Origin of the sequence: Neisseria sp. HMSC03D10 (assembly GCF_001807625.1) — a bacterium.
GTDB classification, from domain to species: Bacteria; Pseudomonadota; Gammaproteobacteria; order Burkholderiales; family Neisseriaceae; genus Neisseria; species Neisseria mucosa.
The window spans coordinates 28,693-53,758 of record NZ_KV789497.1; the positions used below are offsets into that span (position 1 = coordinate 28,693).

The 25,066-nt window shown below is 50.7% G+C and carries 21 protein-coding genes and 2 pseudogenes; 10 read left to right on the forward strand and 13 right to left on the reverse strand.

The window, feature by feature from the left end:
* A pseudogene (locus HMPREF3066_RS13710) lies at positions 1–76 on the reverse strand (integrase core domain-containing protein); the annotation flags it as partial.
* A gap of 195 nt (positions 77–271) precedes the next feature.
* Entirely contained in the window at positions 272–1,846 is a 1,575-nt protein-coding gene (locus HMPREF3066_RS01820; RefSeq protein WP_045074604.1) for an inorganic phosphate transporter, read from the reverse strand.
* Positions 1,847–2,018: 172 nt separating this feature from the next.
* Between HMPREF3066_RS01820 and HMPREF3066_RS01825 the strand changes: the two genes are divergently transcribed.
* On the forward strand, positions 2,019–3,119 hold the full coding sequence (locus tag HMPREF3066_RS01825; protein WP_070440074.1) for an anhydro-N-acetylmuramic acid kinase: 1,101 nt from the start codon (positions 2,019–2,021) through the stop codon (positions 3,117–3,119).
* Between the two features lie 170 nt (positions 3,120–3,289).
* Here HMPREF3066_RS01825 and ccoP read toward each other — a convergent pair whose 3' ends face one another.
* Genes ccoP through ccoN form a run of 4 tightly spaced genes read right to left on the reverse strand, consistent with a single transcriptional unit; the run spans position 3,290 to position 6,928 of the window.
* Complete coding sequence (gene ccoP / locus HMPREF3066_RS01830; RefSeq protein WP_081094574.1) at positions 3,290–4,654, reverse strand: cytochrome-c oxidase, cbb3-type subunit III; 1,365 nt, start codon at positions 4,652–4,654, stop codon at positions 3,290–3,292.
* Between the two features lie 30 nt (positions 4,655–4,684).
* Positions 4,685–4,855: a cbb3-type cytochrome oxidase subunit 3 gene (locus HMPREF3066_RS01835; protein ID WP_003757997.1), complete on the reverse strand. Its 171-nt coding sequence runs from the start codon at positions 4,853–4,855 to the stop codon at positions 4,685–4,687.
* A gap of 4 nt (positions 4,856–4,859) precedes the next feature.
* Positions 4,860–5,471 carry a cytochrome-c oxidase, cbb3-type subunit II gene (gene ccoO, locus HMPREF3066_RS01840; protein WP_003757996.1) on the reverse strand — a complete coding sequence of 204 codons (612 nt, stop codon included), beginning with the start codon at positions 5,469–5,471 and terminating at the stop codon, positions 4,860–4,862.
* A 23-nt stretch (positions 5,472–5,494) separates the two neighbouring features.
* A complete protein-coding gene (ccoN, locus tag HMPREF3066_RS01845) occupies positions 5,495–6,928 on the reverse strand; it encodes a cytochrome-c oxidase, cbb3-type subunit I (RefSeq protein WP_210385684.1) in 1,434 nt (477 codons plus the stop codon).
* 329 nt (positions 6,929–7,257) lie between these two features.
* On the opposite strand from ccoN, the gene HMPREF3066_RS01850 reads away from it, so the two are divergent.
* The 3 genes from HMPREF3066_RS01850 (at position 7,258) to HMPREF3066_RS01860 (ending at position 10,251) form a co-directional block, all read left to right on the forward strand.
* A complete protein-coding gene (locus HMPREF3066_RS01850; protein WP_070440076.1) occupies positions 7,258–9,021 on the forward strand; it encodes a M61 family metallopeptidase in 1,764 nt (587 codons plus the stop codon).
* A 64-nt stretch (positions 9,022–9,085) separates the two neighbouring features.
* Complete coding sequence (locus HMPREF3066_RS01855; RefSeq protein ID WP_070440078.1) at positions 9,086–9,778, forward strand: hypothetical protein; 693 nt, start codon at positions 9,086–9,088, stop codon at positions 9,776–9,778.
* Positions 9,779–9,810: 32 nt separating this feature from the next.
* Positions 9,811–10,251, forward strand: a complete 441-nt coding sequence (locus HMPREF3066_RS01860) for a TIGR01244 family sulfur transferase (RefSeq protein WP_070440080.1) — start codon at positions 9,811–9,813, stop codon at positions 10,249–10,251.
* A gap of 141 nt (positions 10,252–10,392) precedes the next feature.
* On the opposite strand, the gene HMPREF3066_RS01865 is transcribed toward HMPREF3066_RS01860, so the two are convergent.
* The 3 genes from HMPREF3066_RS01865 to HMPREF3066_RS01875 form a co-directional block, all read right to left on the reverse strand.
* Positions 10,393–11,223, reverse strand: coding sequence for a carbon-nitrogen hydrolase family protein (locus HMPREF3066_RS01865; protein WP_070440082.1), 831 nt, complete (start codon positions 11,221–11,223; stop codon positions 10,393–10,395).
* Between the two features lie 310 nt (positions 11,224–11,533).
* Positions 11,534–13,447 (reverse strand): 1-deoxy-D-xylulose-5-phosphate synthase, encoded by a 1,914-nt coding sequence (dxs, locus tag HMPREF3066_RS01870; RefSeq protein WP_070440084.1) that lies wholly within the window; start codon positions 13,445–13,447, stop codon positions 11,534–11,536.
* 166 nt (positions 13,448–13,613) lie between these two features.
* Complete coding sequence (locus HMPREF3066_RS01875) at positions 13,614–14,486, reverse strand: prephenate dehydrogenase (RefSeq protein WP_049227513.1); 873 nt, start codon at positions 14,484–14,486, stop codon at positions 13,614–13,616.
* Positions 14,487–14,697: 211 nt separating this feature from the next.
* Here HMPREF3066_RS01875 and rfaQ point away from each other — a divergent pair, with 211 nt between their 5' ends.
* Positions 14,698–15,783 (forward strand): putative lipopolysaccharide heptosyltransferase III, encoded by a 1,086-nt coding sequence (gene rfaQ / locus HMPREF3066_RS01880; protein ID WP_070440086.1) that lies wholly within the window; start codon positions 14,698–14,700, stop codon positions 15,781–15,783.
* A gap of 76 nt (positions 15,784–15,859) precedes the next feature.
* On the opposite strand, the gene HMPREF3066_RS01885 is transcribed toward rfaQ, so the two are convergent.
* Positions 15,860–16,195, reverse strand: a complete 336-nt coding sequence (locus HMPREF3066_RS01885) for a porin family protein (protein ID WP_070440087.1) — start codon at positions 16,193–16,195, stop codon at positions 15,860–15,862.
* Between the two features lie 192 nt (positions 16,196–16,387).
* Here HMPREF3066_RS01885 and ruvC point away from each other — a divergent pair, with 192 nt between their 5' ends.
* Entirely contained in the window at positions 16,388–16,936 is a 549-nt protein-coding gene (gene ruvC / locus HMPREF3066_RS01890; RefSeq protein WP_070440089.1) for a crossover junction endodeoxyribonuclease RuvC, read from the forward strand.
* Positions 16,937–17,065: 129 nt separating this feature from the next.
* Positions 17,066–17,935, forward strand: coding sequence for a lipid A biosynthesis lauroyl acyltransferase (locus tag HMPREF3066_RS01895; RefSeq protein WP_045074634.1), 870 nt, complete (start codon positions 17,066–17,068; stop codon positions 17,933–17,935).
* Positions 17,936–18,979: 1,044 nt separating this feature from the next.
* On the opposite strand, the gene HMPREF3066_RS01900 is transcribed toward HMPREF3066_RS01895, so the two are convergent.
* The 3 genes from HMPREF3066_RS01900 to ilvE form a co-directional block, all read right to left on the reverse strand.
* On the reverse strand, positions 18,980–19,660 hold the full coding sequence (locus HMPREF3066_RS01900) for a YiaD family glycine zipper/OmpA-like lipoprotein (RefSeq protein WP_039410724.1): 681 nt from the start codon (positions 19,658–19,660) through the stop codon (positions 18,980–18,982).
* Positions 19,661–19,919: 259 nt separating this feature from the next.
* Positions 19,920–20,798: a YoaK family protein gene (locus tag HMPREF3066_RS01905; protein ID WP_070440091.1), complete on the reverse strand. Its 879-nt coding sequence runs from the start codon at positions 20,796–20,798 to the stop codon at positions 19,920–19,922.
* 268 nt (positions 20,799–21,066) lie between these two features.
* Positions 21,067–22,065 carry a branched-chain-amino-acid transaminase gene (gene ilvE / locus HMPREF3066_RS01910; protein ID WP_070440093.1) on the reverse strand — a complete coding sequence of 333 codons (999 nt, stop codon included), beginning with the start codon at positions 22,063–22,065 and terminating at the stop codon, positions 21,067–21,069.
* A gap of 387 nt (positions 22,066–22,452) precedes the next feature.
* On the opposite strand from ilvE, the gene HMPREF3066_RS01915 reads away from it, so the two are divergent.
* The 3 genes and pseudogenes from HMPREF3066_RS01915 to HMPREF3066_RS13060 all read left to right on the forward strand — a co-directional run.
* Positions 22,453–22,797, forward strand: coding sequence for a LapA family protein (locus HMPREF3066_RS01915; protein ID WP_009311116.1), 345 nt, complete (start codon positions 22,453–22,455; stop codon positions 22,795–22,797).
* Positions 22,798–22,809: 12 nt separating this feature from the next.
* Positions 22,810–23,979 carry a lipopolysaccharide assembly protein LapB gene (gene lapB, locus HMPREF3066_RS01920; RefSeq protein WP_003761889.1) on the forward strand — a complete coding sequence of 390 codons (1,170 nt, stop codon included), beginning with the start codon at positions 22,810–22,812 and terminating at the stop codon, positions 23,977–23,979.
* A gap of 680 nt (positions 23,980–24,659) precedes the next feature.
* A pseudogene (locus HMPREF3066_RS13060) lies at positions 24,660–25,066 on the forward strand (hypothetical protein); the annotation flags it as partial.

Sequence of the window (25,066 nt, forward strand, 5' to 3'; positions counted from 1 at the left end):
AGAAATAAGCCTGCAAGGCCTCAAACGGCGTAGCGCCGTTCAAACTTCGATACGGCTTCACCGTGTTATAGAAATTATAGTGGATTAAATTTAAATCAGGACAAGGCGCAGTACAGATAGTACGGCAAGGCGAGGCAACGCCGTACTGGTTTAAAGGTTAATCCACTATACTGTAAACAACGCTACTAGTTTCTAAAAGTCAAAATTAGAAAAAGGTTGTCTGAAAAAACAAATTTTGTTTTTTCAGACAACCTTTTCACTTTCGAAACAGTTAGAAAACCACCTGCAACACCAAATAAGAGATCACAGACAAAACTGCGGCTGCGGGCAAGGTAATTACCCATGCCAAACCGATGGGTTTCATCAGTTTCCAGTTGGCATTGCGGTTAACCAAGCCGATCCCCAAAACCGCTCCGACCAGGATATGGGTACTCGATACAGGCAACCCCATGAATGATGCACCCATCACAACGGCGGCAGCGGAAAGTTCGGCCGCAAAACCCGAAGCGGGATGCATTTCCGCCAGACTGGTTCCGACGGTCTTGATAACCTCTTTACCGACAAACCATAACCCGACAATCAATGCAATACCAAAGGTCAACATAGCGATAGGCGGGACGGCATTTTGCGCGGTAATGCTGTTGGTACGCAATGCATCCATAATGGCGGCAAACGGTCCGATGGCATTGGCAATATCATTTGCTCCGTGGCTGAATGCAAAGCCGCATGCGGTAAAAACCTGCATCCAAGAAAACATTTGAAAGGTTGATTTGCCAAGGTCTTTGCGTTTGAGACTTTTGGCGAATACGAATGTCGCCATCCAAATCGCCGCGCCGACCATGAAGATAATCAGGAAACTGTTGACATTGCTCATGCCCAAATGCAAGTTGTTCAATCCTTTGAAAATCAGCATTGCAGCAATCATCATACCGCCTATCGAGCCGATAAAGGGAACCCAGGAATGAAGGGCTTTATAGGAATCGACATTGTTTTTCCGGTTATCCAATTCATACAGCCCGCGATAATAGTCAGACTGTAATTCGGAAGGTTCGAAATCGGGTTCGTCGTAAATCTGCGCATCGTGCGCTACTTTGGTTGCATATTCGACTTTTTCAGTTTCACTAAGGGCTTCAAAGAAAAGACGGTGCTGCTCTTTGTATGACTTCTTTTCCTGCTTGATGGTTTTAAGCGTTCCTTCTGCCCAGTCGTTGTAGTCTAATACGTTTTTCTTAATACGGGAGAAAACGAGGTAGGAAACCAACCCACCCAACATCGGGGATAATACCCATGAAAGGGCAATCTCTCCAAGCTTACCCCACTGGATAAGCGTACCCGCATCAATTTTGTGCATAAACGCCATACACAACGCACTGCCGACAATACCGCCGATAATGGCGTGGGTAGTCGACACCGGCAGCCCCTTGCGCGAAGCAAACAAAAGCCATAATGCCGCTGCCAAAAGGGCTGACATCATAATGAAGACGAATTGCATGGGTTGCAAATCCAACCCGTTCAAATCGACAATACCTTTACGGATGGTATCTGTAACCTCGCCACCCGCTATAACGGCTCCGCTGACTTCAAATACAGCGGCAATCAAGAGTGCCTGCGGGATGGTCAACGTGCCGGAGCCGACACTGGTTCCGAACGAGTTGGCAATATCGTTGCCACCGACATTAAATGCCATAAATACGCCGAACATCGTGGCAATGATGAAAAGTATAGGATTGTTGTAATGGGTATATCCCAGACCCCAATAAATAAAATAGCCGACCATGCCCACCAGCATAGCGGCAAAAGCGGCGTTAATAAGCTTCAAGTTCGCACTCGGTTGAGTTTGAGCCATGGAAGTTTTCCTTTGGAAATACGAAAGTTGGCAGATTCGGAATCTCGACCTAATTGTAACCTTTTTACAATCTTTCTTGAAATATTTCTTTATCTTCTCCAATCCTGAATCCAAATAAAATCTGAAACAGCGTTACAATGTTTCTTTTTGCCTACTTCAAAATCACAATTTTATGAATATCCGAAACTATATCGGCATTATGTCCGGCACCAGCATGGACGGTACGGACGCAGTTTTAATCCGCATGGAAGGCAGTCGATGGCTGGAAGCCGTTTCCCACGCATTCATCCCCTATTCAGACGACCTTAGGCATGAATTGCTGGATTTGCAAAATATCGGCAACAACGAACTGCATCTCAGTATGCTGCTATCTCAAAAACTAAGCCGCCTTTACGCAGATACGGTTTCTTTACTGCTAAAACAAACCAACCTGCAAGCCCGCGATATTGCCGCCGTTGGCTGCCACGGGCAGACTGTCCGCCATGCCCCCGAAGCAGGATACAGCATACAACTCGCCGATCTACCGCTTTTGGCACATCTGACCGGTATCTTTACCATCGGCGATTTCCGCAGCAGGGATTTAGCGGCAGGCGGACAAGGCGCCCCTCTTGTCCCCGCATTCCATCAAGCCTTGTTCCAAAGCGACTCCGAGACACGCGTTGTTTTGAATATCGGTGGTATTTCCAACATCAGCGTCCTGCCAAATTCCTCTCCGGCATTCGGCTTTGATACCGGACCGGGCAATATGCTGTCTGACGCATGGATGCAAGCCATTTGGCAACGTCCTTATGACAAAGACGGCTTGATTGCGGCAACAGGAACCGTTTTACCCGATCTACTAACCTGCCTGCTCGACCACCCATATTTTTCCTCCCCATACCCCAAAAGTACCGGGCGTGAATTATTTTCATTGGATTGGTTGAAAGGTCGTCTGAAAGGTGGTGAAAAACCGGAAGACATTTTGCGAACGCTACTCAGGTTTACTGCCCAAACGATTTATGATGCAACCATCTCTGCTGCTCCTGATGTTTGCAATCTTTATATTTGTGGAGGCGGTATCCGCAATCCCGTTTTAATGGAAGATTTGCACCAACTTTTTTCCTCTACCACGAAATTACATAGTACAGCAGCACTCAACCTTGATCCGCAATGGGTCGAAGCCGCTGCCTTCGGCTGGTTTGCCGCCTGTTGGATGAATAAAATTCCAAGCAGTCCGCACCATGCGACAGGGGCAGAAAAATCCTGTATTTTGGGTGCAGGACATTATCCCTAATATGTCTCACTAGTTTCATTAGTTACTTTGCGACCCATAGCAAACCATAAGCTGTTCCCTCTATTTCATACACATTTAAGATAAAGACAGAAATTAAATTGCTATGAAAACAGATGGCTTGACCATAAAAAAACGCACCTTATGAAAAGGTGCGTTTTAATTTCTACGGTTTAGAATTTAGCGCCGGATTGGTTGGCCATATAGTCAACCGCTGCTTTGACTTCGTCATCACTCAGGCTTGTGTTACCGCCTTTGGCAGGCATGGAGTTAAAACCTTCGAGCGCGTGTTTGTGCAGGGTATCCTTACCTTGTTTGATACGCGGGGCCCACTCATCTTTCTTGCCTATGCCTGGAGCACCGGGGATGGTACCGCCGTGACACATTTTACAGTTGGCTTCAAAAACAGCTTTACCGTCCACTTTGGCAGAAGAAGCATCTGCTTTTTCCACCGGCTTGGCTTCGGCAGGAGCAGCCGCTTTTGCATCAGCTGCTGAAGCTGCTTTTTCAGCTTGTGCAGGTGCGGACGCAGATGAAGCGTCAGCGGATGATGCGGCAGCAGAAGCAGGTGCCGGTGCGGGAGCAGGTTCGGCTTTTTTCACGGGCGCTTTGCCGTCTTTGTTGGACAGACCCCATACATACGCAGTCATGATGTGGAGTTTGTCTTTATCCAAGAAACGACCCCAAGCCGGCATTTGACTGTGTCGGCCGTTGGTGATGGTTTCGATAATCGATTTTTGAGTACCGCCCCACAACCATACGTTATCGGTCAGGTTCGGACCCAGTCCTTGGATACCTTGACCTTTGTCGCCGTGACAGGTAAAGCAGTTTGCCGGTGGACCACTGAACAATACTTTACCACGTGCGGCACGTTCTTCATCGTATTGGTCTTTGGATTTGGATAAGGACATGACATAGTTTGCCACATCTTTTACCCGCTCTTCACCCAACGCAGGACCCCATGCTGCCATCGTCGCCGTACGGCCTTTTTCAATGGTCTCATGGATTTTCTCAGGTTCGCCGCCCCACAACCAATCGTTGTCGGTCAAATTCGGGAAGCCTTTGGAACCTTTGGCATCAGAACCGTGACATTGGATACAGTAGGTATTGAAGAGGTTTTGACCGATGGCGCGTGCTTCAGGATTTTTTGCCACTTGCTCAATCGGCATATTGGCAAACTTGGCATAAACTTTGCCGTACTTCTGATCTGCTTTAGCCATTTCTTGATCATATTGTCCGTGGCTGCTCCATTTCCACTGTCCTTTATAATCGCCCAAACCCGGATACATGACCAGGTAGCCGATACCGAACAACCAAGTGCAGACATACAGCCAAAACCACCAGCGTGGCAACGGGTTGTTGTATTCTTCGATACCGTCCCATTGATGGCCTGTCGTTTTGACCTCTTCGCCCTTTTTAGGACGCTTCACAACGTTTTGGGAAAGCAGCAGCCATGCCAAGCCGATAAAGCTGAGCACGACGATGACTGCAATGTATATATTCCAGAAATTGCTGGTAAATTGGGTTGCTGTGTTCATTATTTTGCTCCGTGATCACGGACTAAACTGTTATCGCCCGTCTTTTTCAGACGACTCTTTATCCTCATCATTTTCGAAAATACTGTTGGCGGCATCATCGTAGTTCTTTTTATTGCGTCGGTTGAAAACGATATAAAGCACTAAGATAAAGCTGATAAAAACCCAAACAGTAAAGAGCGAGCGGGCCCAGTTTACGTCCATGATGTTACCTTACGTTTTTCAATGCCAAGCCTAAGCCTTGCAGGTATGCAATCACCGCATCCAGCTCCGATTTGTTTTCCAAGGCTTCAGGCGCTTTGGCAATCTCTTCGTCGCTGTAAGGCGTACCGACTTTACGCAGGGCTTTCATATGCGCCACGGTTGCTTCGGCATCGACTTTGTTGCGGGCAAGCCATGGGAAAGCGGGCATATTGGACTCCGGCACAACGTCGCGCGGATTCAGCAGGTGGATGCGGTGCCATTCGTCGGAATAGCGGCCGCCGACACGTGCCAAGTCCGGACCGGTACGTTTGGAACCCCATTGGAACGGATGGTCATAAACAGACTCGCCGGCAACGGAGTAGTGGCCGTAACGTTCGGTTTCCGCACGGAACGGACGGATCATTTGAGAGTGACAGTTGTAACAACCCTCACGGATATAGATGTCGCGACCAGCCACTTGCAAAGCATTATAAGGTTTCACACCTTCTATAGGCTTGGTGACAGCTTTAGTAAAGAACAGCGGCACGGCTTCAATCAACAGGCCTACGCTGACTACAAGCAGGGTAAATACAATCAGGACGCCGACTTTTTCTTCAGCTAATTGTTGTAATTTCATTTTGGTAGCCTTTTCTTATGTTTTTAGTGGTGCTGGGTTTGAGACACCGCGGGAATCTCGGCATCAACCGCTTTGCCACTGATGGCCGTACGGTAAACGTTGTATGCCATGATACACATACCGCTCAGGTACAGCAGGCCGCCGGTGAAACGAATCATGTAGAAAGGCATGGTGCGTTTAACTGACTCTACAAACGAGTAGGTCAAAGTACCGTCCGCATTCAAAGAACCCCACATCAGACCTTGCAATACCCCTGCAATCCACATGGAGGCGATATACAGAACCACGCCGATGGTCGCAATCCAGAAGTGTGCTTCCACCAATTTGGTGCTGTACATTTCATTTTTACCGAACAGGCGGGGAATCATGTAGTACACGGAACCAATGGTCACGAAGCCCACCCAGCCCAATGCGCCGGCATGAACGTGTGCAACGGTCCAGTCAGTGTAGTGGCTCAAAGCGTTGACGGTTTTAATGGACATCATCGGACCTTCGAAGGTGGACATACCGTAGAAGGACAGAGAAACGATCAAGAATTTCAAGATAGGGTCGGTACGCAGTTTGTCCCATGCGCCGGACAAGGTCATGATACCGTTGATCATACCGCCCCAAGAAGGTGCGAACAGAATCAGGGACAACACCATACCCAAGGACTGAGTCCAGTCAGGCAGCGCGGTATAGTGCAAGTGGTGGGAACCTGCCCACATGTAGGTGAAAATCAAAGCCCAGAAGTGGACGACGGACAGGCGGTAAGAGTAAACCGGACGACCTGCTTGTTTCGGCACGAAGTAGTACATCATGCCCAAGAAGCCTGCGGTCAGGAAGAAACCTACGGCATTGTGGCCATACCACCATTGAACCATAGCATCGATTGCGCCCGCATAAACCGGATAGGATTTCATGAAGCCCGCAGGAATGCTCAGGTTATTGACGATGTGCAACAGAGCAACGGCCAAAATGAAACCGCCGTAGAACCAGTTGGCAACGTAGATATGTTTGATTTTACGTTTGGCAATCGTACCGAAGAATACGATGGCGTAAGCAATCCAAACCAAAGCGATCAGGATGTCGATAGGCCATTCCAATTCGGCATACTCTTTAGCTTGGGTATAACCCAAAGGCAGGCTGACGATTGCCGCAACGATAACTGCCTGCCAGCCCCAGAAGGTAAATGCCGGCAGCCAACCGCCGAACAGGCGTGCATTACAGGTACGTTGAACAACGTAGTATGATGTACCCATCAGACCGCAACCGCCGAACGCAAAAATCACCGCATTGGTGTGCAACGGACGCAGGCGGCCGAAGTGGAACCAAGGGCCGACATCTGATAAATCAAGGGCCGGGGCGAACAATTGGGCGGCAACGATGACACCGACCAACATGCCCACAATACCCCAAACTACGGTCATGATGGCGAACTGGCGCACCACTTTGTAGTTATAAGTTTGTGTGTCCATGAGAGTCTCCATGAATTATGGGAATAAAAATTTTTTATCTCACTTTGCCGTATGCGTTTTGAACAAACGCAATAAGGGCTAGGTTTAAATTTTTCTAAATTTAACATATAAGACAAGCCTAGCCAAGCGGAATTACATTTCACTCCATCTGGCGGCTTTATCGATTTTTTATATTTTTTACTTTATAATCATATTATTATTTAACAACCTCCCCTACAGCTCCACTTTATTTTTTCAAGCCTCCCTTTTGAAAGGGACTTTATCGATATAAATCAAGCTGCATAATTCGACCTTTTTATTCATAAAATTTAACAAATACATTAATAGTCATGATTAATTACAAAATCACCCCCAACCCGCTCGCCCACGAGTGGCACATCCGCCTAACCTTCCGACAAGAACATGATTTGGAAACAGAAATCAGCCTGCCGAACTGGGTTCCCGGCAGCTATCTGATACGCGACTTCTCCCGCCACATCACCACCATCCGCGCCTTTTGCAATGGAGAATATATCCATCTGACCCAAGTCAAAAAAAATCGGTGGCGCACCGCCCCGCAGTCCGGCGAGTGGGAAATTTACTACACCGTTTACGCCTACGACCTGTCCGTCCGCGGCTCGTTTCTGACTGCCGAACGCGGGTTTTTTGACGGCGCGTGCCTGTTTTTGCAGGTAAACGGACAAGAAAACAGCGCGCACCAAATCGAATTTCCCATCCTGCCGAAAACATGGCGGATTGCCACCACCCTGCCCCAAACCGACGTCCACAGCTTTCAGACGACCTCCTACCACGATTTAATCGACCACCCTGTCGAACTGGGCAACATCGAATTTCTCGATTTCGAAGCCGGCGGCATCCCGCACCGCATCGCCTTGAGCGGCCACTACCCCGATTTCGACCGCGACCGCCTCGTGTCAGACATCCGCACAATCTGCGAAACCGAACTGGCCATGTTCCCCTCCCCTGCCCCGTTCACCCATTACCTCTTCCTGCTCCACGTCGGCGACAACATCTACGGCGGACTGGAACACATCAGCAGCACCGCCCTGCTCGCCGACCGCCACAGCCTGCCGCCGCACGGCATGACCGACGCCAACGACGCCTACACCCAACTGCTCGGACTGTTCTCACACGAATACTTCCACGCCTGGAACGTCAAATCCATCAAACCCGCCGCCTTCGCCCCCTACGACCTCGACCGTGAAAACTACACCGAGCAACTCTGGGCATTTGAAGGCATCACCTCATACTACGACGACCTTTTCCTCGCCCGAAGCCGCACCATCGCCCCCGAAGCCTACCTGCGCCTGCTCGCCCAAAGCATCACCCGCGTGCAGCAAACCAAAGGTCGTCTGAAACAAAGCCTTGCCGAATCGAGCTTCACCGCTTGGAACAAATTCTACAAACAAGACGAAAACAGCCCCAACGCCATCGTCAGCTACTACCAAAAAGGCGCACTCGCCGCCCTCTGCCTCGACCTCGCCATCCGCAACAAAAGCAGCGGACGACACACCCTCGACAGCGTCATGCGGCAACACTACCGCGATTGGCTGGACACCCGGCAAGGCATCCCTGAAAAACAATGGCAAGCCCGTTGCCAAGCGTTTACCGGCCTAGACCTCAAAGACTTTTTTCAGACGACCCTCTACTCCACCGCCGACCTGCCCCTTGCCGAACTCCTCGCCACCATAGGCATCGGACTGCAATGGCAGGCACAACCGCGCAGCCACGGCGGCGCATTCCTGCCCGAACCGCCAACCGAAACGCCCGCCCCCGCGTCCGACTTCGGTGCCAGGTTCAAACAAAACAGCGACCACGCCACCCTGACTCACGTCTTCAACGGCGGCAGCGCAGAAAACGCCGCCCTCTGCCCGCAGGACAAAATCATCGCCATCGACGGCTACGCCTGCACCGACCTTGCCGCACAGTGGGCGCAACTCCCCATCGGCGCCACCGCCCGCCTCCACTACTTCCGCACCGGCATCCTGTACGTCGCCGACATCACCGTCCAAGCCACCGAAGCCGACACCGCCGTCCTCTACATTACCGACCGCGAATTATTTGAAAACTGGCTTTATAATGACCGAACCTGATTTTCAGACGGCCTCAAGTGCCAGATTGAGGCCGTCTGAAACATCAACACTGAAAGAAACAACCATGAAAAAAATCCTTGTCAGCATGACCGCCCTGTTACTCAGTTTGCACGCCGCAGCCGCCCCCAAATCAGATTCGGCATATAAAGTAGGAAAGGATATCGCCGTCTTCTACAAAAATCCCTCTGCCGAACGTGCTGCTTCTCTAATGGACCAGATTGTCAAAGCCAATCTCATGCGCAATACCACCCTTGTATGGGGCACGCAAGCTCTGCAAAAATACCCCCAAGGCAGCACTATTTGGTGTGACAATATCCGAACTTACCAAGGCGACGCCTTAACCTTTTCCGCCTACACCCTCGCCCTGACAGGCACGTCTCAAGCCCAAACCTGTCTCGACAGCCTGACATTAAATACCGAGCTTAAAAACAATCTCAAGGAAAACAAAAGCTTCCATCCGCTTCAAGAACCCATCATCTCCCCTGCATCACTGGATTTTCATTGGGTAACTTATTTTGCCACCGGCAATCCGAAAGCAGTCGAGCGTATCGTCGACTACATCATCAAAGCCCAAACGGCTGCCGCCCAACGCCCTAACCATGTAGATCTCACACTTTCCGCTGCCATTTGGTCAACCCGATCCAATATGCAACAAGATACAGCGATTGACGAGATTGTCCGCAAATACATACAAAAACAATCCGAAGCCAATAAAAAACGATTGGGAAAAGCCCTGTTGGCCCCTCAAGGCAACTAAAATCCATCATCAAACCTAGAAAAGGAAAACCCATGTCTATCCAAAAACTTGCCGACAACCTCTATATCGCCCCGCAACTGACCGAAGCCGACGTTCAAGAAGCCGCCAAACTCGGCATCCAAACCGTCATCTGCAACCGTCCCGACGGCGAAGAAGAAAACCAAGTTACGTTCAAACAAGTCGAAAGCTGGCTTGAAGCCGCAGGCATCCGCGAACACCACCATCAGCCCGTCGTCGCGCCCGCCATCAACGCCGCCGATGTCGCCGCCTTCCAAAACCTGCTCAAAAGCGTTCCCCAACCCGTCCTCGCCTACTGCCGCACCGGCACCCGCTGCTCCCTGCTTTGGGGCTATCATCAAGTGCAAAACGGCGCAAGCGTCGCCGACGTCGTCGCTGCCGCACAACAAGCAGGCGTCAATCTAAGCAACTTCGAAGCCCGCCTGCAAGACGCGCAACAAAACGGGCTGGCGTAACACGCTATCCGTTTAGCCAAACGCAAAGGTCGTCTGAAATACCGTTTCAAAAAATAGAAACCGTTTTCAGACGACCTTTTTTAGCTGAGCAATCAAACAGTCATGCTAGATCAGCAAGCTTGAATTCCGCTTTAATCATCTTCACAACAACCTGTGCTTCAAAGCGGGCAGTCTGGTGCGTACACTTTGCAGCCTCGCAGCGTCCAAATCGGCAATGACGATGCCTTCGCCTTCGGGCAATATGTCCAAGATTTCGCCCCACGGATCGATAATCATGCTATGACCGAACGTGCGCCTGCCGCTTTCGTGTTCGCCGCCTTGCGCCGAAGCGATGACGTAGCATTGGTTTTCCACCGCTCGGGCGCGCAGCAGCAATTCCCAATGCGCCTTGCCTGTCGTGTAAGTGAAGGCGGCAGGCAGCAGCAAAACGTCAAACGGCTGCTGGGCGCGGAAAAACTCGGGAAAGCGCAAGTCGTAGCACACACCTGCGGCAAGCGGCACGCCGTCGGCAGCCAATTTCGGCACATCGCCGCCCGCGCTGATGGTGTCCGCCTCGGCATAGCGTTCACCCAAGCCTGAGAAACCGAACAGGTGCATTTTGTGATACAGCCCGATTTGCGTACCGTCGCGGTCGTACACCAGCATGGTGTTCATCACTTTGCCCGCATCGGGGCTTTGCAGCGGAATCGTGCCGCCAAAAAGCACCACGCCGCATTTCGCCGCCGTTTCGCTCAAGGTCGTCTGAAAACGAGCGTAGCGAGTTTCGCTAAAATTGCCGCCGACTAAAGGTTCGGCAAAAGCCAGTTTGTCAGTATCCTTGCGCCCCATCAGCGGCCAATATTCAGGCAGCAACACCCAATCCGCGCCTTGTTCGGCTGCTTGGCGCACGAGGCGTTTCATGGTGTTAATGTTGTTATCGGGGTCGGTGGACGAAATCATTTGTACGGCGGCGGCACGGATGTTTTTTTGCATATCAGTTCCTATCTGCGTGTTCAGACGACCTATCAGCAGGTCGTCTGAATAAAGATTCACGGTATATCCCAAAAAATACCTGTACCATTATCTGTGTAATTTGAAACAACGGCATAGGCTTTCTATTTGATACGGCAGTTCGCCTCGTTTTTGATACGGCACACATCATCAGCCGTCATTTCCGTCCACACGCAATGCGCCGATAAATAAACCGTATCGAAAACAGGACAAAGGTCGTCTGAAAATCCGTTTTCAGACGACCTTTATTCATTGCTTGCAACGGGTGGCGTTATTCGATCGCAGCTTCAGTTCAAGCTGCCGGCAGCCATCCGCGTATGCGTTTTTCCATCGCGTCGGCACTCAAGCCCAAATCGTCCAAAAGTTTTTTCGGATCGCCGTGTTCGGTTACGGTATCGGCAACACCCAAAAGCAAAACGGGTTTGCAAATGCCGTGTTTTGCCAACACTTCCAGCACCGCGCTGCCTGCGCCGCCTTGTTCGGCGTTTTCTTCGGTGGTAACGATGTAGTCGTGGCTTTGGGCGAGGCGGATGATGAGTCCTTCGTCTATCGGTTTGACGAAGCGCATATCGGCGACGGTGGCGTTCAGTTTTTCGGCAACCGCCAATGCGGGGGCGACCATGCTGCCGAAGGCGATGAATGCGGTTTTCTCGCCTTGGCGGCGGACGATGCCTTTGCCGATGGCTACGGTTTCGAGGCCGTCTGAAACGTGCGCGCCTGTTCCCGTGCCGCGCGGATAGCGGACGGCGGCGGGGGCGTCTGCCTGATAGCAGGTCGAAAGCAGCAGTCGGCATTCGTTTTCATCGCTCGGCGCGGCAATAATCATGTTCGGAACGCAGCGCAAGAAGCTCAAATCGTACAAACCGGCATGGGTCGGGCCGTCCGCGCCGACGATGCCCGCACGGTCGACGGCAAACAAAACGGGCAGGTTTTGCAGGGCGATGTCGTGCACCAGTTGGTCGTAGGCGCGCTGGAGGAAGGTGGAATAAATGGCGACGACGGGCTTCATGCCTTCGCAAGCCAAACCGCCGGCAAAGGTCACGGCGTGCTGCTCGGCGATGCCGACATCGAAATAGCGGTCGGGGAATTGTTGTTCGAATTCGACCAGTCCGCTGCCCTCGCGCATGGCGGGGGTAATCGCCGCCAATCGGGAATCTGCCGCCGCCTGGTCGCACAACCATTTGCCGAACACTTGCGTATAAGTCGGTTTGGCGGCGGGCTTGTTTTCTTTTTCAGACGACGTCGCGGTTTTGAGGTCGTCTGAAACGTCTTTGGGCAGGTTGGCGACGGCGTGGTATTTGACGGGGTCGTTTTCGGCGAGTTTGTAGCCGTTGCCCTTTTTGGTGATGACGTGCAGCAGTTGCGGGCCTTTGCGGCCGCGCAAATCTTTCAATACGTCAACCAGATGCTCGATGTTGTGGCCGTCCACGGGGCCGGTGTAGCGGAAACCAAAGTTTTCAAACAAAGACAGCGACTGCTTGGCGTGTTCGGCTTCGCCCGCCAGCGTTTTGATTTTGTGCTCGACTTTTTGGGCAAGCTCCATCGCGCCGGGCAGCTTGTCCAAAACCTTGCTCGATTGCGCCTTGATGGTGCTCAACACGCCGCGCATATCGCGCACGACGTTGCTGGCGAGGTATTTCGGTAGCGCGCCGACGTTGGGGGAAATCGACATTTCGTTGTCGTTTAGGATAACCAGCAGGTTCACGTCCATGTCGCCCGCACAGTTCAAGGCTTCAAACGCCTGCCCCGCCGTCATCGCGCCGTCGCCGATAATGGCGACGCTGCGGCGGTCGCTGCCCAAGAGTTTGTCTGCCGCCGCCATGCCCAAAGCCGCGCCGATGGAGGTGGAGGAATGCCCTACGCCGAACGCGTCGTATTCGGACTCGCTGCGTTTGGGGAAACCCGCCAAGCCGCCGTAGCGGCGCATGGTGTGCATCCGGTTTTTGCGGCCGGTGAGGATTTTGTGCGGATAGCTTTGATGGCCGACATCCCAAACCAAATGGTCTTCGGGCGTGTTATACACATAGTGCAGGGCGATGGTCAGCTCGACCGCGCCCAGATTGCTGGCGAAATGCCCGCCGGTTTGACCGACGGATTCGAGTAGGAATGCCCGCAATTCGGCGGCAACCTGCGGCAGCAGGCTTTTATCCAGCCTGCGCAAATCCTGCGGCAGATGGATGGTGTCTAATAACGGAGTGTGGCTCATGGTGTGTCTTTGCGGGCTTATTGTGTCTATCGGGCAATTATAGCAAGAGTTGTCCTGTTCGGATAAAGGGTTTTGACGAAGCTTTGTTTTCAGACGACCTGATTTAACTATCTATTTATATAAAGGTCTTATATAAAAGTCGTCTGAAACTGCTCTTTCAAACCTGCTACTGCCGTTCCAGCCATTCATCACGGGTTTGTTTGGCAGAGGCAAAATAGCGGTAAAGGGCGGCGCGGTCTTCTTCGGACAGGATGCGTTCGAGTTCGGATAACTGGGTACGCAGGCCGCCAATCAAATCCAACAGGCTGTTTTTGTTGGCAAGGCAGATGTCCGTCCATACGGCGGGATGACTGGATGCGATGCGCGTAAAATCACGAAAGCCCGTCGCGGCAAATTCAAGATAATGCCGACCGTCGGGATGATCGGCGATTTGGTGGACGTAGGCGAAGGCGGCAAGATGCGGCATATGGGAAACGGCGGCAAAAACGGCATCGTGTTCTTCCGCGCTCATGCGGAAAGTTTTCGCCCCGACTGCCCGCCACAGGTTTTCAACCAGGCCGGCGGCCTCTTCATCTTCTTCCCCGTGCGGCGTGATCACCAGCTTCCTGTCCTGAAACAATCCGAACTGTGCGGAAAGCGCGCCGCTCCTGTCAGAGCCTGCAATCGGATGGGCTGCGATGCAACGGGACAAATGTTCGGGCAGGACGCTGCGGAAAGCCTGAACGGCAGATTGTTTGGTACTGCCCACATCGGTAACCACGGTATGCGCGTTCAAATAAGGTCGGACGGTGCGGCAAATGTCGGGAAATGTGGAAACAGGCGTAGCGATAACGGCCAAATCCGCTTCGTGCATACTCAAAGCGTCGATTTGTGTGTAGGCACGATCGATGACGCGCCGTTCAAGCGCACGGTCAAGGTTGTCGCGATCCAAATCGATGCCGGTTACCGTATCGACCAATCCGAGCCGTTTCAAGTCCAACACGAACGAGCCGCCGATCAGCCCGACACCAATGAGGACGATGTGTTTGAGTGTATTCATGGCAGGTGCGCGGGACAAAGGTCGTCTGAAAACGGTACGCCCGCTATTCTAGGGATTAATTGTCCACATTCTATCGTATCCGAAAGGCAAGCGCATATCGTGCAGCGATACTGCCTCGAACACCATCCTTCCGACCATAAAAAGGCAGTTCGCCATTGTGCCGTTTCGTTTTACAATAGGCAGACCGAAATCCATCCGCCGAAAGCAAACTATGTCCCTGGCCCAACCGAAACGTATTTTAGTCATCAAGCTGCGCCACCACGGCGACGTCCTGTTAGCCACGCCCGTCGTCCACGCCCTCAAGACCCGCTTTCCCGATTGCGAAATCGACATGCTGGTTTACCGGGAAACCGCCGACATCATCAGCGACAATCCTGAAATTGCCGAAATCTTCACCATAGACCGATCCTGGAAAAAGCAGGGGTTGAAAACCCAGCTATGCGAAGAAAAAAAGCTGTTCTCGCACCTGAAAAAGCGGAGGTACGACTGGGCGTTCAACCTGTCCGACCAATGGCGCTCGGCAATACTCGCCAAATTCTGCGCACAATGCAGCGTCGGCATCAGCCATATCAAACGCGACCACTTTTTCTGGCGTTGGTGCCACGACTTCCTCAACCCCGAAGCCGGACGCGGCTGCCACATTACCGAATATCATATGAACGTTTTACCGCCGCTTATCCGGCCTGAGGAAACACCGCCGACAAAAGTGATGATGGCAATCGGCGAAGATGCCCGCTCGAATTTGCAAAGCAAGCTGAACAAACAAGGCTGGAACGGGGAGGATTATGTCTTATTCCACCCGGGCGCGCGTTGGGAATTCAAATGCTGGGAAGACGGCAAAAACGCCGCCATTGTCCAATTACTGCTCAACCACGGTCAAAACGTCGTTTTAACCGCCGCACCCTCAGCAACCGAACAACAAATGATCGATGCGGTTTTAGAACGCGTCAAAATTCCCGAAGGCGGTAAATTATGGACACTGTCGGGCAACCTCAACCTGCGCGAACTGGCTGCCGCCATCGACGGCTGCAAACTCTTCATCGGCGTAGATTCCGCCCCCATGCACATCGCCGCTGCACTGGACAAACCGCAAATCGCCCTGTTCGGTCCCTCATGGCTGGACAGATGGTATCCCTATTCCGACAATGCCGAGGTTATTTGGGCGGGTGATTTCGGCGACCTACCCCACCCCGACAGCATCAATACATCCGGCAAAAAACGCCTGCTCAAAGCCATTCCGCTGGAAGCCGTGTGGAACAAAATTGCTGAAAAGCTGGGTTTAAACAAGGAAGCTTAAACAAAACGGCAAAGGTCGTCTGAAACCCCCAAATCGGTTTTCAGACGACCTTTTCATTACACGAACGACAAAAAATTCAATATTTCCCAAACTGCCCTGCCGCATCGTCTCCCATATTGCCCGAATGGGGGGAAGGACTATGCCAAACCGTGTGCGACAGGCTGCGCGAACCTACCGGCGTATCCCGTTCTGCCTGAAACAACACATTATTCCCACTACCGATAGGTAGCGAGCCGCGCAAACCGATATAACTGCCTGAATCATATATGCCGCTATGTGATACCGAACTGTCTCTCGATTTAATGCGCGACGCTTCAACGCCGCTTTTGATTTCGCCATAAAGGCGGACTTCCGCTATCGCCAACACAGGCAAAGCCGTCAAGGCCGCAACCAAAATATACAAGGGTTTCATCCTGTCCGTTCCTTTCAAATATTTCTTACACAACCGAATAGCGATAACCAATTTGACCAACCAGTATATGCCCCTCTTGCGTAAACAAACCATAAATCGTGAAAACGTCGTCTGAAAAGACACATCGCAACCCATATCCGTTTTATATTGATTTCACTATAATCCCGGTTTCACCGCCTCAACAGCATAATCATGACTTCCGCTTCACAAACCACCCGCATCCTAGGCATAGACCCCGGCAGCCGCGTAACCGGCTTCGGCGTCATCGACGTCCGCGGCCGCGAGCATTTCTACATCGCCTCCGGCTGCATCAAAACCCCTCCGGACGCGCCGCTGTCGGAACGCATCGCCGTCATCGTACGCCATATCGATGAAATCGTCCGAACTTACCAGCCGCAACAGGCCGCCGTGGAGCAGGTATTCGTCAACGTCAATCCTGCCTCCACACTCATGCTCGGACAGGCGCGCGGCGCGGCGTTGGCTGCATTGGTCATGCACGGCTTGCCCGTATCCGAATACACCGCCCTGCAAGTCAAACAGGCCGTTGTAGGCAAAGGCAAGGCAGCGAAAGAACAAGTACAGCACATGGTCGTGCAAATGCTCTCCCTTTCCGGCACGCCCCAATCCGATGCCGCCGACGGACTCGCCGTCGCCCTGACCCATGCCCTGCGCAACCACGGACTTGCCGCACAGTTGAATCCGAACGGAATGAAAGTCAAACGGGGACGCTTCCAATGGTGAAAAGGTCGTCTGAAAAAGAGCGTAGCAGGTTTAGCCAAAACAAGTTTACTCAGACTCCTACTCTCTGACTAGACAACAGACCTTTCCGTTATAATTCCCTTTTTCCCGCCCCATTCCTCAATAGACGACATGAAAGCCGCCTTTTTCCTCCTCTACCTCATCCAGCTCCTGCCCTTCAAGGCCATACACAAAATCGCCGACGCAGTGGGCATCCTCGCCTATTACGCCGTCAAACCGCGTCGCAAAGTCGGCGAGACCAACCTTAGAAAATGCTTTCCCGAATGGAGCGAAGACAAGCGCGAAGCCGTGCTCAAACGCCATTTTCAGCACATGGCAAAGCTGATGCTCGAATACGGCCTGTATTGGTACGCACCCGCAGACAGACTGCGCAAGTTTGTGCATTATCAAGACAAACACCATCTCGACGACGCACTCGCGGCGGGAGAAAAAGTCATCCTGCTTTATCCGCATTTCACCGCATTTGAAATGGCGGTTTACACCCTCAATCAGGACGTGCCGCTGACCAGCATGTATTCGCACCAAAAAAACAAAGCGTTGGACGAACAAATCCTCAAAGGCCGCCACCGCTACAACAACGTCTTCCTCATCGGTCGCACCGAAGGCCTGCGCGCGATTATCAAGCAACTGCGCAAAAGCGACGCCCCCTTCCTTTATCTGCCCGACCAAGATTTCGGCCGCAACGACTCCATTTTCGTCAACTTCTTCGGCATCCCCACCGCCACGATTACAGGCTTAAGCCGCATCGCCGGCATGACGAAAGCCAAAGTCATCCCCGCCATCCCTACGCGCAATGCCGACAACACCGTTACGCTGCGCTTTTATCCGGCATGGGAAAACTTCCCTTCAGACGACGTTGCAGCCGACACCCAACGCATGAACGACTTTATCGAAGCGCGGGCAAGGGAAAATCCCGAACAATATTTCTGGCTGCACAAACGCTTCAAAACCCGTCCCGAAGGCGAACAGGGATTTTATTGAATTACATATAGTTACAACAAAAAGCAAAGCCCGTCATATTCGGGCTTTTATCATTTCTATTAAATCGAAAATTAACAACGATAGTAACAAATTTTCAATTGAGAATTTTTCACATTAACTCTTTGGATAAAATAGAGATTTAACCCTAATTAACCTAAAATGCAGTCGAATCCCCAAGCCATATCCTCAAAACGTAAAGATAATATAACTTTTTAATTAATATATTAAATTTAATTTCATTTAAAATCAAAAAGTTATAAAATAACATTTTATCCAAATTAATATCATTAACCACACAATCAAGAATATAATTCCAAAATTATGAAAATATTATTCTTATTTTTATATAAATATTAATTTAATAACATATAGTTTTAAATAATTTAGATTTTTTGAAATATTGCAAATACAAAAACAGCATAAAAAAATCATATCCCCCTCTTGGCAAACCTAAAAATTTAGCGTAAATTTCACTACATCGAATTACAGCCCTACTGGCAAATACGATACTCTGGTTTCCCGTAGCAAGCTCCTTAGTTTGCAGCGGATGTTCCGAGCCTCACTCCCTCGGAGCAAAAGTTTACCCGCACGGAGTTGAGCCGTGCAGGTAAAGCCGCAGGCGAAAGCCTGTATTGTTTGTGAAGCGTAAATCTCTGATTTGAGGTATTGGGGCAATCCTGTGGGGGATTGCCTCCTTTTTTTGTTTCCTACATTTCCACCATTTCATTATTGCCTCCGACCTCAAATTGTCTTGAGGAGACCTTTGCAAAAATAGTCTGTTAACAAAATTTGACGCATAAAAATGTGCTAAAAAATTTTCAATTGGCTAAAACCTTTCTGATATTGAGAAAAAAGTAGAAGAAATCAGGGAGGTTCTTCATTTTAAAAATGGTATTGAGCATAAAATTTTAATAACTCATGTTATTGCAAAGGTCTCTTGAGGTATTCGGACATCCGGCCCGCATTACTTCCATATAAAAGGTCGTCTGAAACCTGATTTTGTTTCAGACGACCTTTAAACTTTATCTGCAGACGGATAGCTTATTACATTTGTTGTTGCGCTGCTTTGATGGCGTTTTGATCGGGATTGATCAAAATCTCAACGCGGCGGTTTTGGGCGCGGCCTTCGGCTGTGGCGTTAGATGCAATCGGGTGGCGTGAGCCGTAGCCGGCGGTGGTCAGGCGCGAGCCGTTCACGCCGCGGGATTGCAGGTAATCGGCAACGGCAAGTGCGCGGTTGCGGGACAGCGGTTCGTTGATGGCGTCATTGCCGGTGTTGTCGGTATGACCGTTAATCGTCAAGGTCGTGTCGGGGTATTGCACCAGCGTTTCGGAGGCGGTCGCCAAAGCGTTACGCGCCTGATCGCTCAATGCCGCGCTGCCTGTGGCGAAGGTGACGTTTTCAGGCATCACCAGCTTGATTTGGTTGCCTTGGCGTTCCACTTCGATGTTGGTGTTTTTCAGGTTTTCGCGCAGTTTTTTCTCTTGGTAGTCCATGTAGCCACCTACGCCCGCACCAATCGCACCACATGCCAACGCGGAATTGCGCGCGCCTTTGCCGCCGTGGGTCAGTGCACCGACGATGCCGCACACTGCCGCGCCACCCAAGCCGTACATAGCGGTTTTGCTGGTGTTGCGTTGTCCGCTTACAGGATCGGTTACGCAGCCGGTCAGAGCCAAAGGAATGGCCAACGCGGCAACAGTCAAAGGTTTCAAGAATTTCATTGAGATTTCCTTTCAAAAAATACCACTCCGACACAGAAGGTCGTCTGAAAAGCGGCTTGATGTATTTCAACGATGTTTCGGCGGGCTGCAAACCCTTCCAAACAGATTGAAGCAGCATGATAGCCAAGATTGCGGCGTAGTAAATCTCGCTTAACCCGATATTACCTAACTGACCGCAAACTGACATTTCGGTTTTCTATTCTGCGTATTCAGTAAGATTACCGTAATGAAGTTTGGTTCCTCAAGGCGTTTGCAACACCTATTTTTTCCCATAACGGCCGCGGACATACCTTATCAACATATATTTCAGCCTCAAACGCACATCGTAACCGACCGATCCCGCGCCCAACACAAACAACACCAGCGCGACCGGCAAGGCAAAATGGTGTCCTATCTGATGATAGCCCCATGCACCAATCACACCACCTAACAAAAACGACCACATCAATCCGCCCAAAAGCCACATCTTCGGCTTATTGACACGCACATGCGGCAGGCGCGGATGATGTTTTTTCGAATAATACAGCGCGCGCGAAAGCTCGATGCCCAAGTCGGTTGCCGTGCCGGTCATGTGCGTCGAACGGATGGCACCGCCGGATAAAAGCGTCATCACCGTATTGTGCATTCCCATGATGAAACACATTAAAAACAAGGCCAACGACGGGAAAACCAAATTCCCATCCCCGATGTTCCACTTCGATGCCGTCAGACCGAACAAGCCGAATATCAACAGATAAACCGCTTCCAGCCACATGGAAAAACCGAAGCTGCCGCGAAACCGTTTCTGCTGCGTCCATAAAACCACCCAGCCCGAATGCGCCGCACCGACCACAAAACACAACACGCTGATTAAAGCCACCGCCGCCGTTACCCATTCGCGCAGATAAACAGCGTCCGCCAGCAGCGACATCGAGCCGGTAACGTGCGACGTATAACGTGAAAACGCAAAGAAACCGCCCGCATTGATCGCACCCGCCAACATCGCCATGATGTAACCCAGCCTGCGGAAGCGCGCATCGGAAATATGGTGTTCGTGCAGATACGGCCTGTCTGCCTGCCAAAACGGCGGGGCATGCCGCCGCTTGTCATGCAGCCTGATCTGCTTATCGCGTAGTAGGTGTATTTTTGGTTCTTCCATGTAACGTTATCTCTTTTGCAATGATGGATACAAGGCAAGAAAAACACCTTTCCGATTAAAATTAATCCATCATCCGAACAGTATGTTCAGACGACCCCCGCCATCAGAAATCCAAAATATTAAAGCATTGTACCTGCCATACTTCTCTGATAAAAAATAATGGCTGGCAGGAATTTTTCTATTTCCATTAACCATAAAAAAGGTCGTCTGAAAAGCATTTTATCCTTTTCAGACGACCTTTCACCGATTACATCAATACAAAATCAAATCAGCACACTTCAACCAACCAGCCATGTTTGTCTTCTGCCAAACCGTATTGGATGTCGGTCAGAGCTTTGCGCAAAGCGTAGCCGCGCTCTTGGCTCTTCACTTCGATTTCTTTGCCGTCGATAACGAAAGAAGTAACGGGTGAGATGACGGCGGCTGTACCGGTCAAAATCGCTTCCGCGCCCTCTTCGACTGCGGCTTTGAGTTCGTCCACGGTGAAATTGCGTTCGCTAATGGTGTAGCCCAAGTCTTTGGCTACGGTCAGCACGGAATCGCGGGTTACGCCGTGGAGGAATTCGTCGGTCAACGGCTTCGTGATGATTTCGTTGCCTTTAATCAAGATAAAGTTGGATGCACCGGTTTCCTGTACGTCGCCGTTCGGGCAGAACAGGACTTGGTTTGCGCCATGTTCGGCTTTTGCTTTCAGTACCCAAGGCATGGCAGAAGCGTAGTTGCCGCCGCATTTGACGCGGCCCATGTGCGGTGCGCAGCGGATGTGCTCGGTTTCAACCAAAATTTTCACGGGCGAACCGGCTTTGAAATAGTCGCCGACCGGAGAAGCGAGGATATAGAGTAGCGCAGTTTCGGACGGTGAACCGGCTTTGCCGATAACAGGGTCGGTACCGATGAGCGTCGGGCGCAGATACAGCGCTGCAGGCGCATCGGGAATTTCATCGGCGGCGCGTTTGACCAATTCGATCAGTGCATTCAGATAGGCTTCGGTTTCGGGTCGCGGCAGGTGCAAAATGTCTGCGCTTTGCTGCATACGGGCGATGTTTGCCGTCGGACGGAACAAGACGATTTTGCCGTTTGCCTGACAGAAGGCTTTTAAGCCTTCAAAGCATTCGCTGCCGTAATGCAGGGCGTGTGCGCCGGGTGCGAGGGTGAGGTCTGAGGAAGTTTGCCATTCGGTCGGCTGCCATTTGCCGTCCTTGTGGGCGATAACGGGCATTTGGGCGTGGAAGACGCTGCCGAACACGGCGGGTACGGGTCTGCTCATGGTGATTGCCTTTCTTATTCTGTTTGGTTCTGTTTAGATATTAAAAGTTGAAAGATACGCCTGTACGGATGGTTTTGACAAGTCCGAATACTTGTTTCGCAAACAGCTTTCGCCCAAGCCCTTGCCTGATAACGAAATACGGAAAACCATCCATTCCGATACGCATACGAATTGTCAGCAATCATGCCTACCGTGTACTACATATATATAATGAAGCCTAAGGTCGTCTGAAAACTGCCGCACATCCTATCCGAAACAATCCAAATCGTTTAAACTAAGTCGCATCTGCGGCAAACGGATTCGGAAACGGAATCCCTATCGACCGCCTATTGAATTTTCAGACGACCTTTTCAAAACTTTCCGACAGGCATACCGCCGGAGACATCCATGAAACTGATTTACACCATTATCAAAGTCATCATTTTATTATTGTTTTTACTGCTCGCCGTCATCAATACCGATAGCGTCGCCTTCCACTACCTGCCCGGTCAGAAAGCCGATTTACCGCTGATTGTCGTCCTCTTCGGTGCGTTTGTCATCGGCATCGTGTTCGGCATGTTCGCCCTGTTCGGCAGACTTTTGGCGCTGCGCAGCGAAAACAACCGCCTGCGTGCCGAAGTCAAAAAACACGCGCATTTGAGCGAAAAAGACCTTGCCGCCCCCGTACCGCAGCAACCCGCACCGCAAACGACTGCCCCTGCCAAACAACCCGTACAAACGCCCAAGCCTTAAAAAAGGAATCACATGGACAACGAATTGTGGGTCATCCTCCTGCCCATTACCCTTTTGCCCGTCTTCTTCGCCATGGGCTGGTTTGCCGCCCGTATCGACATGAAAACCGTGTTGAAACAGGCGAAAAGCGTGCCTGCCGGCTTTTACAAAAGTCTGGACGCATTGGTTGACCGCAACAGCGGCCGTGCCGCCCGCGAACTGGCGGAAGTCATTGACCAGCAGCCACAGTCTTACGACCTCAACCTGACCTTGGGCAAACTCTACCGTCAGCGCGGCGAAAACGACAAAGCCATCAATATGCACCAAGCCCTGCTCGACTCGCCCGATACCGTCAACGAAAAACGCGCGCGGGTATTGTTCGAACTCGCGCAAAACTACCAAAGCGCAGGCTTGGTTGACCGTGCCGAACAAATCTTCATCGGCTTGCAGGAAGGCAACATGGCGCGCGAAGCCCGTCAACACCTGCTCAGCATCTACCAGCAAGACCGCGACTGGGAAAAAGCCATCGAAACCGCGCAGCTCCTCAGCCACGACGAGCAGACCTACCAATTTGAAATTGCACAGTTTTATTGCGAACTTGCCCAAACCGCGCTGTTCAAATCCAATCTTGACGCCGCCCGTTACAACGTCCAGAAAGCCTTGGACGCCAACAAAAAATGCGCCCGCGCCAACATGATTTTGGGCGACATCGAAACCAAACAGGGCAATTTCCCCGCCGCTGTCGAGGCATACGGCGCCATCGAACAGCAAAACCATGCCTACCTGAGCATGGTCGGCGAAAAACTCTACGAAGCCTACGCCGCCCAAGGCAAACAGGAAGAAGGGTTGAATCGGCTCATCGGCTACATGCAGACTTTCCCCGATTTAGACCTCATCAACGTCATCTACGAAAAAGCCCTTCTGCTCAAAGGCGAAAGCGAAGCCGCCCAACTTGCCATCGACCTCGTACGTCAAAAACCCGACCTCAACGGCGTATACCGCCTGCTCGGTTTGAAAATCAGCGACATGAATCCCGCATGGAAAGCCGACGCCGACATGATGCGCTCCGTCATCGGCCGCCAACTCCAACGCAGCGTCATGTACCGCTGCCGCAACTGCCACTTCAAATCCCAAGTCTTCTTCTGGCACTGCCCCGCCTGCAACAAATGGGAAACCTTCACACCCAATAAAATCGAAGTGTGAAGCAAACCAACAAAAAGGTCGTCTGAAAAAAGTTTCAGACGACCTTTTTTTCACAAACAAACGGTAGTTTATCTTGCCAAGCGGTACAAAAAACAACAGTTTTTTCGAAAAAATCTACTTTCTCAAATTAATTACTAAATATAATTAGTAATATTTTCAATATATTAAATTTCCAACCCAAATATTTCATTATGAACTTATCATTTTCTTATTTGTCATGCTAGAATTACTCTCAATTACTCATTTCGAATATTAGCTCACTTCCCCAGTCAAAAAGGAACATTTATTCTGGTTACAGTGAACTAATAAACAATCTCGCAATCTTACTTAATCTAGGTTAAATTACCTAAATAACCCAAAATACAGTACAGATAACGTGAATGAATGAAATGATAAGAGGTTCGACCGTCTAGATATGCAACAAACAATCAAAACGGCCGGAGTCCGAACCATAAAAGGTTTTCCTTATTCTCTAAGGCAACACACCATCAGAAAAACGAATAGATACGGCCCGCCCGATTGAAGATAACAACCTTTAAATCGGTTTTTAGTCGAAAACTTCTGCCGCAAGCAGTATTTTTCTTACACAGGGAAACTCCTCTATTTGATAAAAGGAACACCATATCGTTACATTGCTACGGGTATGAATCCGTAATGTTCAAACATGGGAAATACAAATTATGTCAAAACAAACTCTGTCTGCACTCGCTAATCATGGGCAAACTACCATCCACACATCTCCTGCGATCTCAAACACAACAGGACAAGGGCAAACGACTTCTTCTACACTAAACGCTTTGATTTTTGAACACTCAATGGGTGGAATAAATATCGCTACCGCCCTACCGAAGCAAACTTATGGCAAAACCAACATTACCGATACCTCAAATATGCAGCCAACCAAGTTTTCTATGAATAAAGCCAAACTGACGCCTTTCGAAACCCAGTTGCTTGCCCAAGCCAAAGCTGCTGCCGAGAAAAAAGCAGAACAAGAAAGAGCTGAAGCAGCACATAAAGCAGCCATAGCCGCAGCCGAGAAAAAAGCCGCAGCCGAAAAAAAAGCCGCTCAGGAAAGAGCCGAAATTGC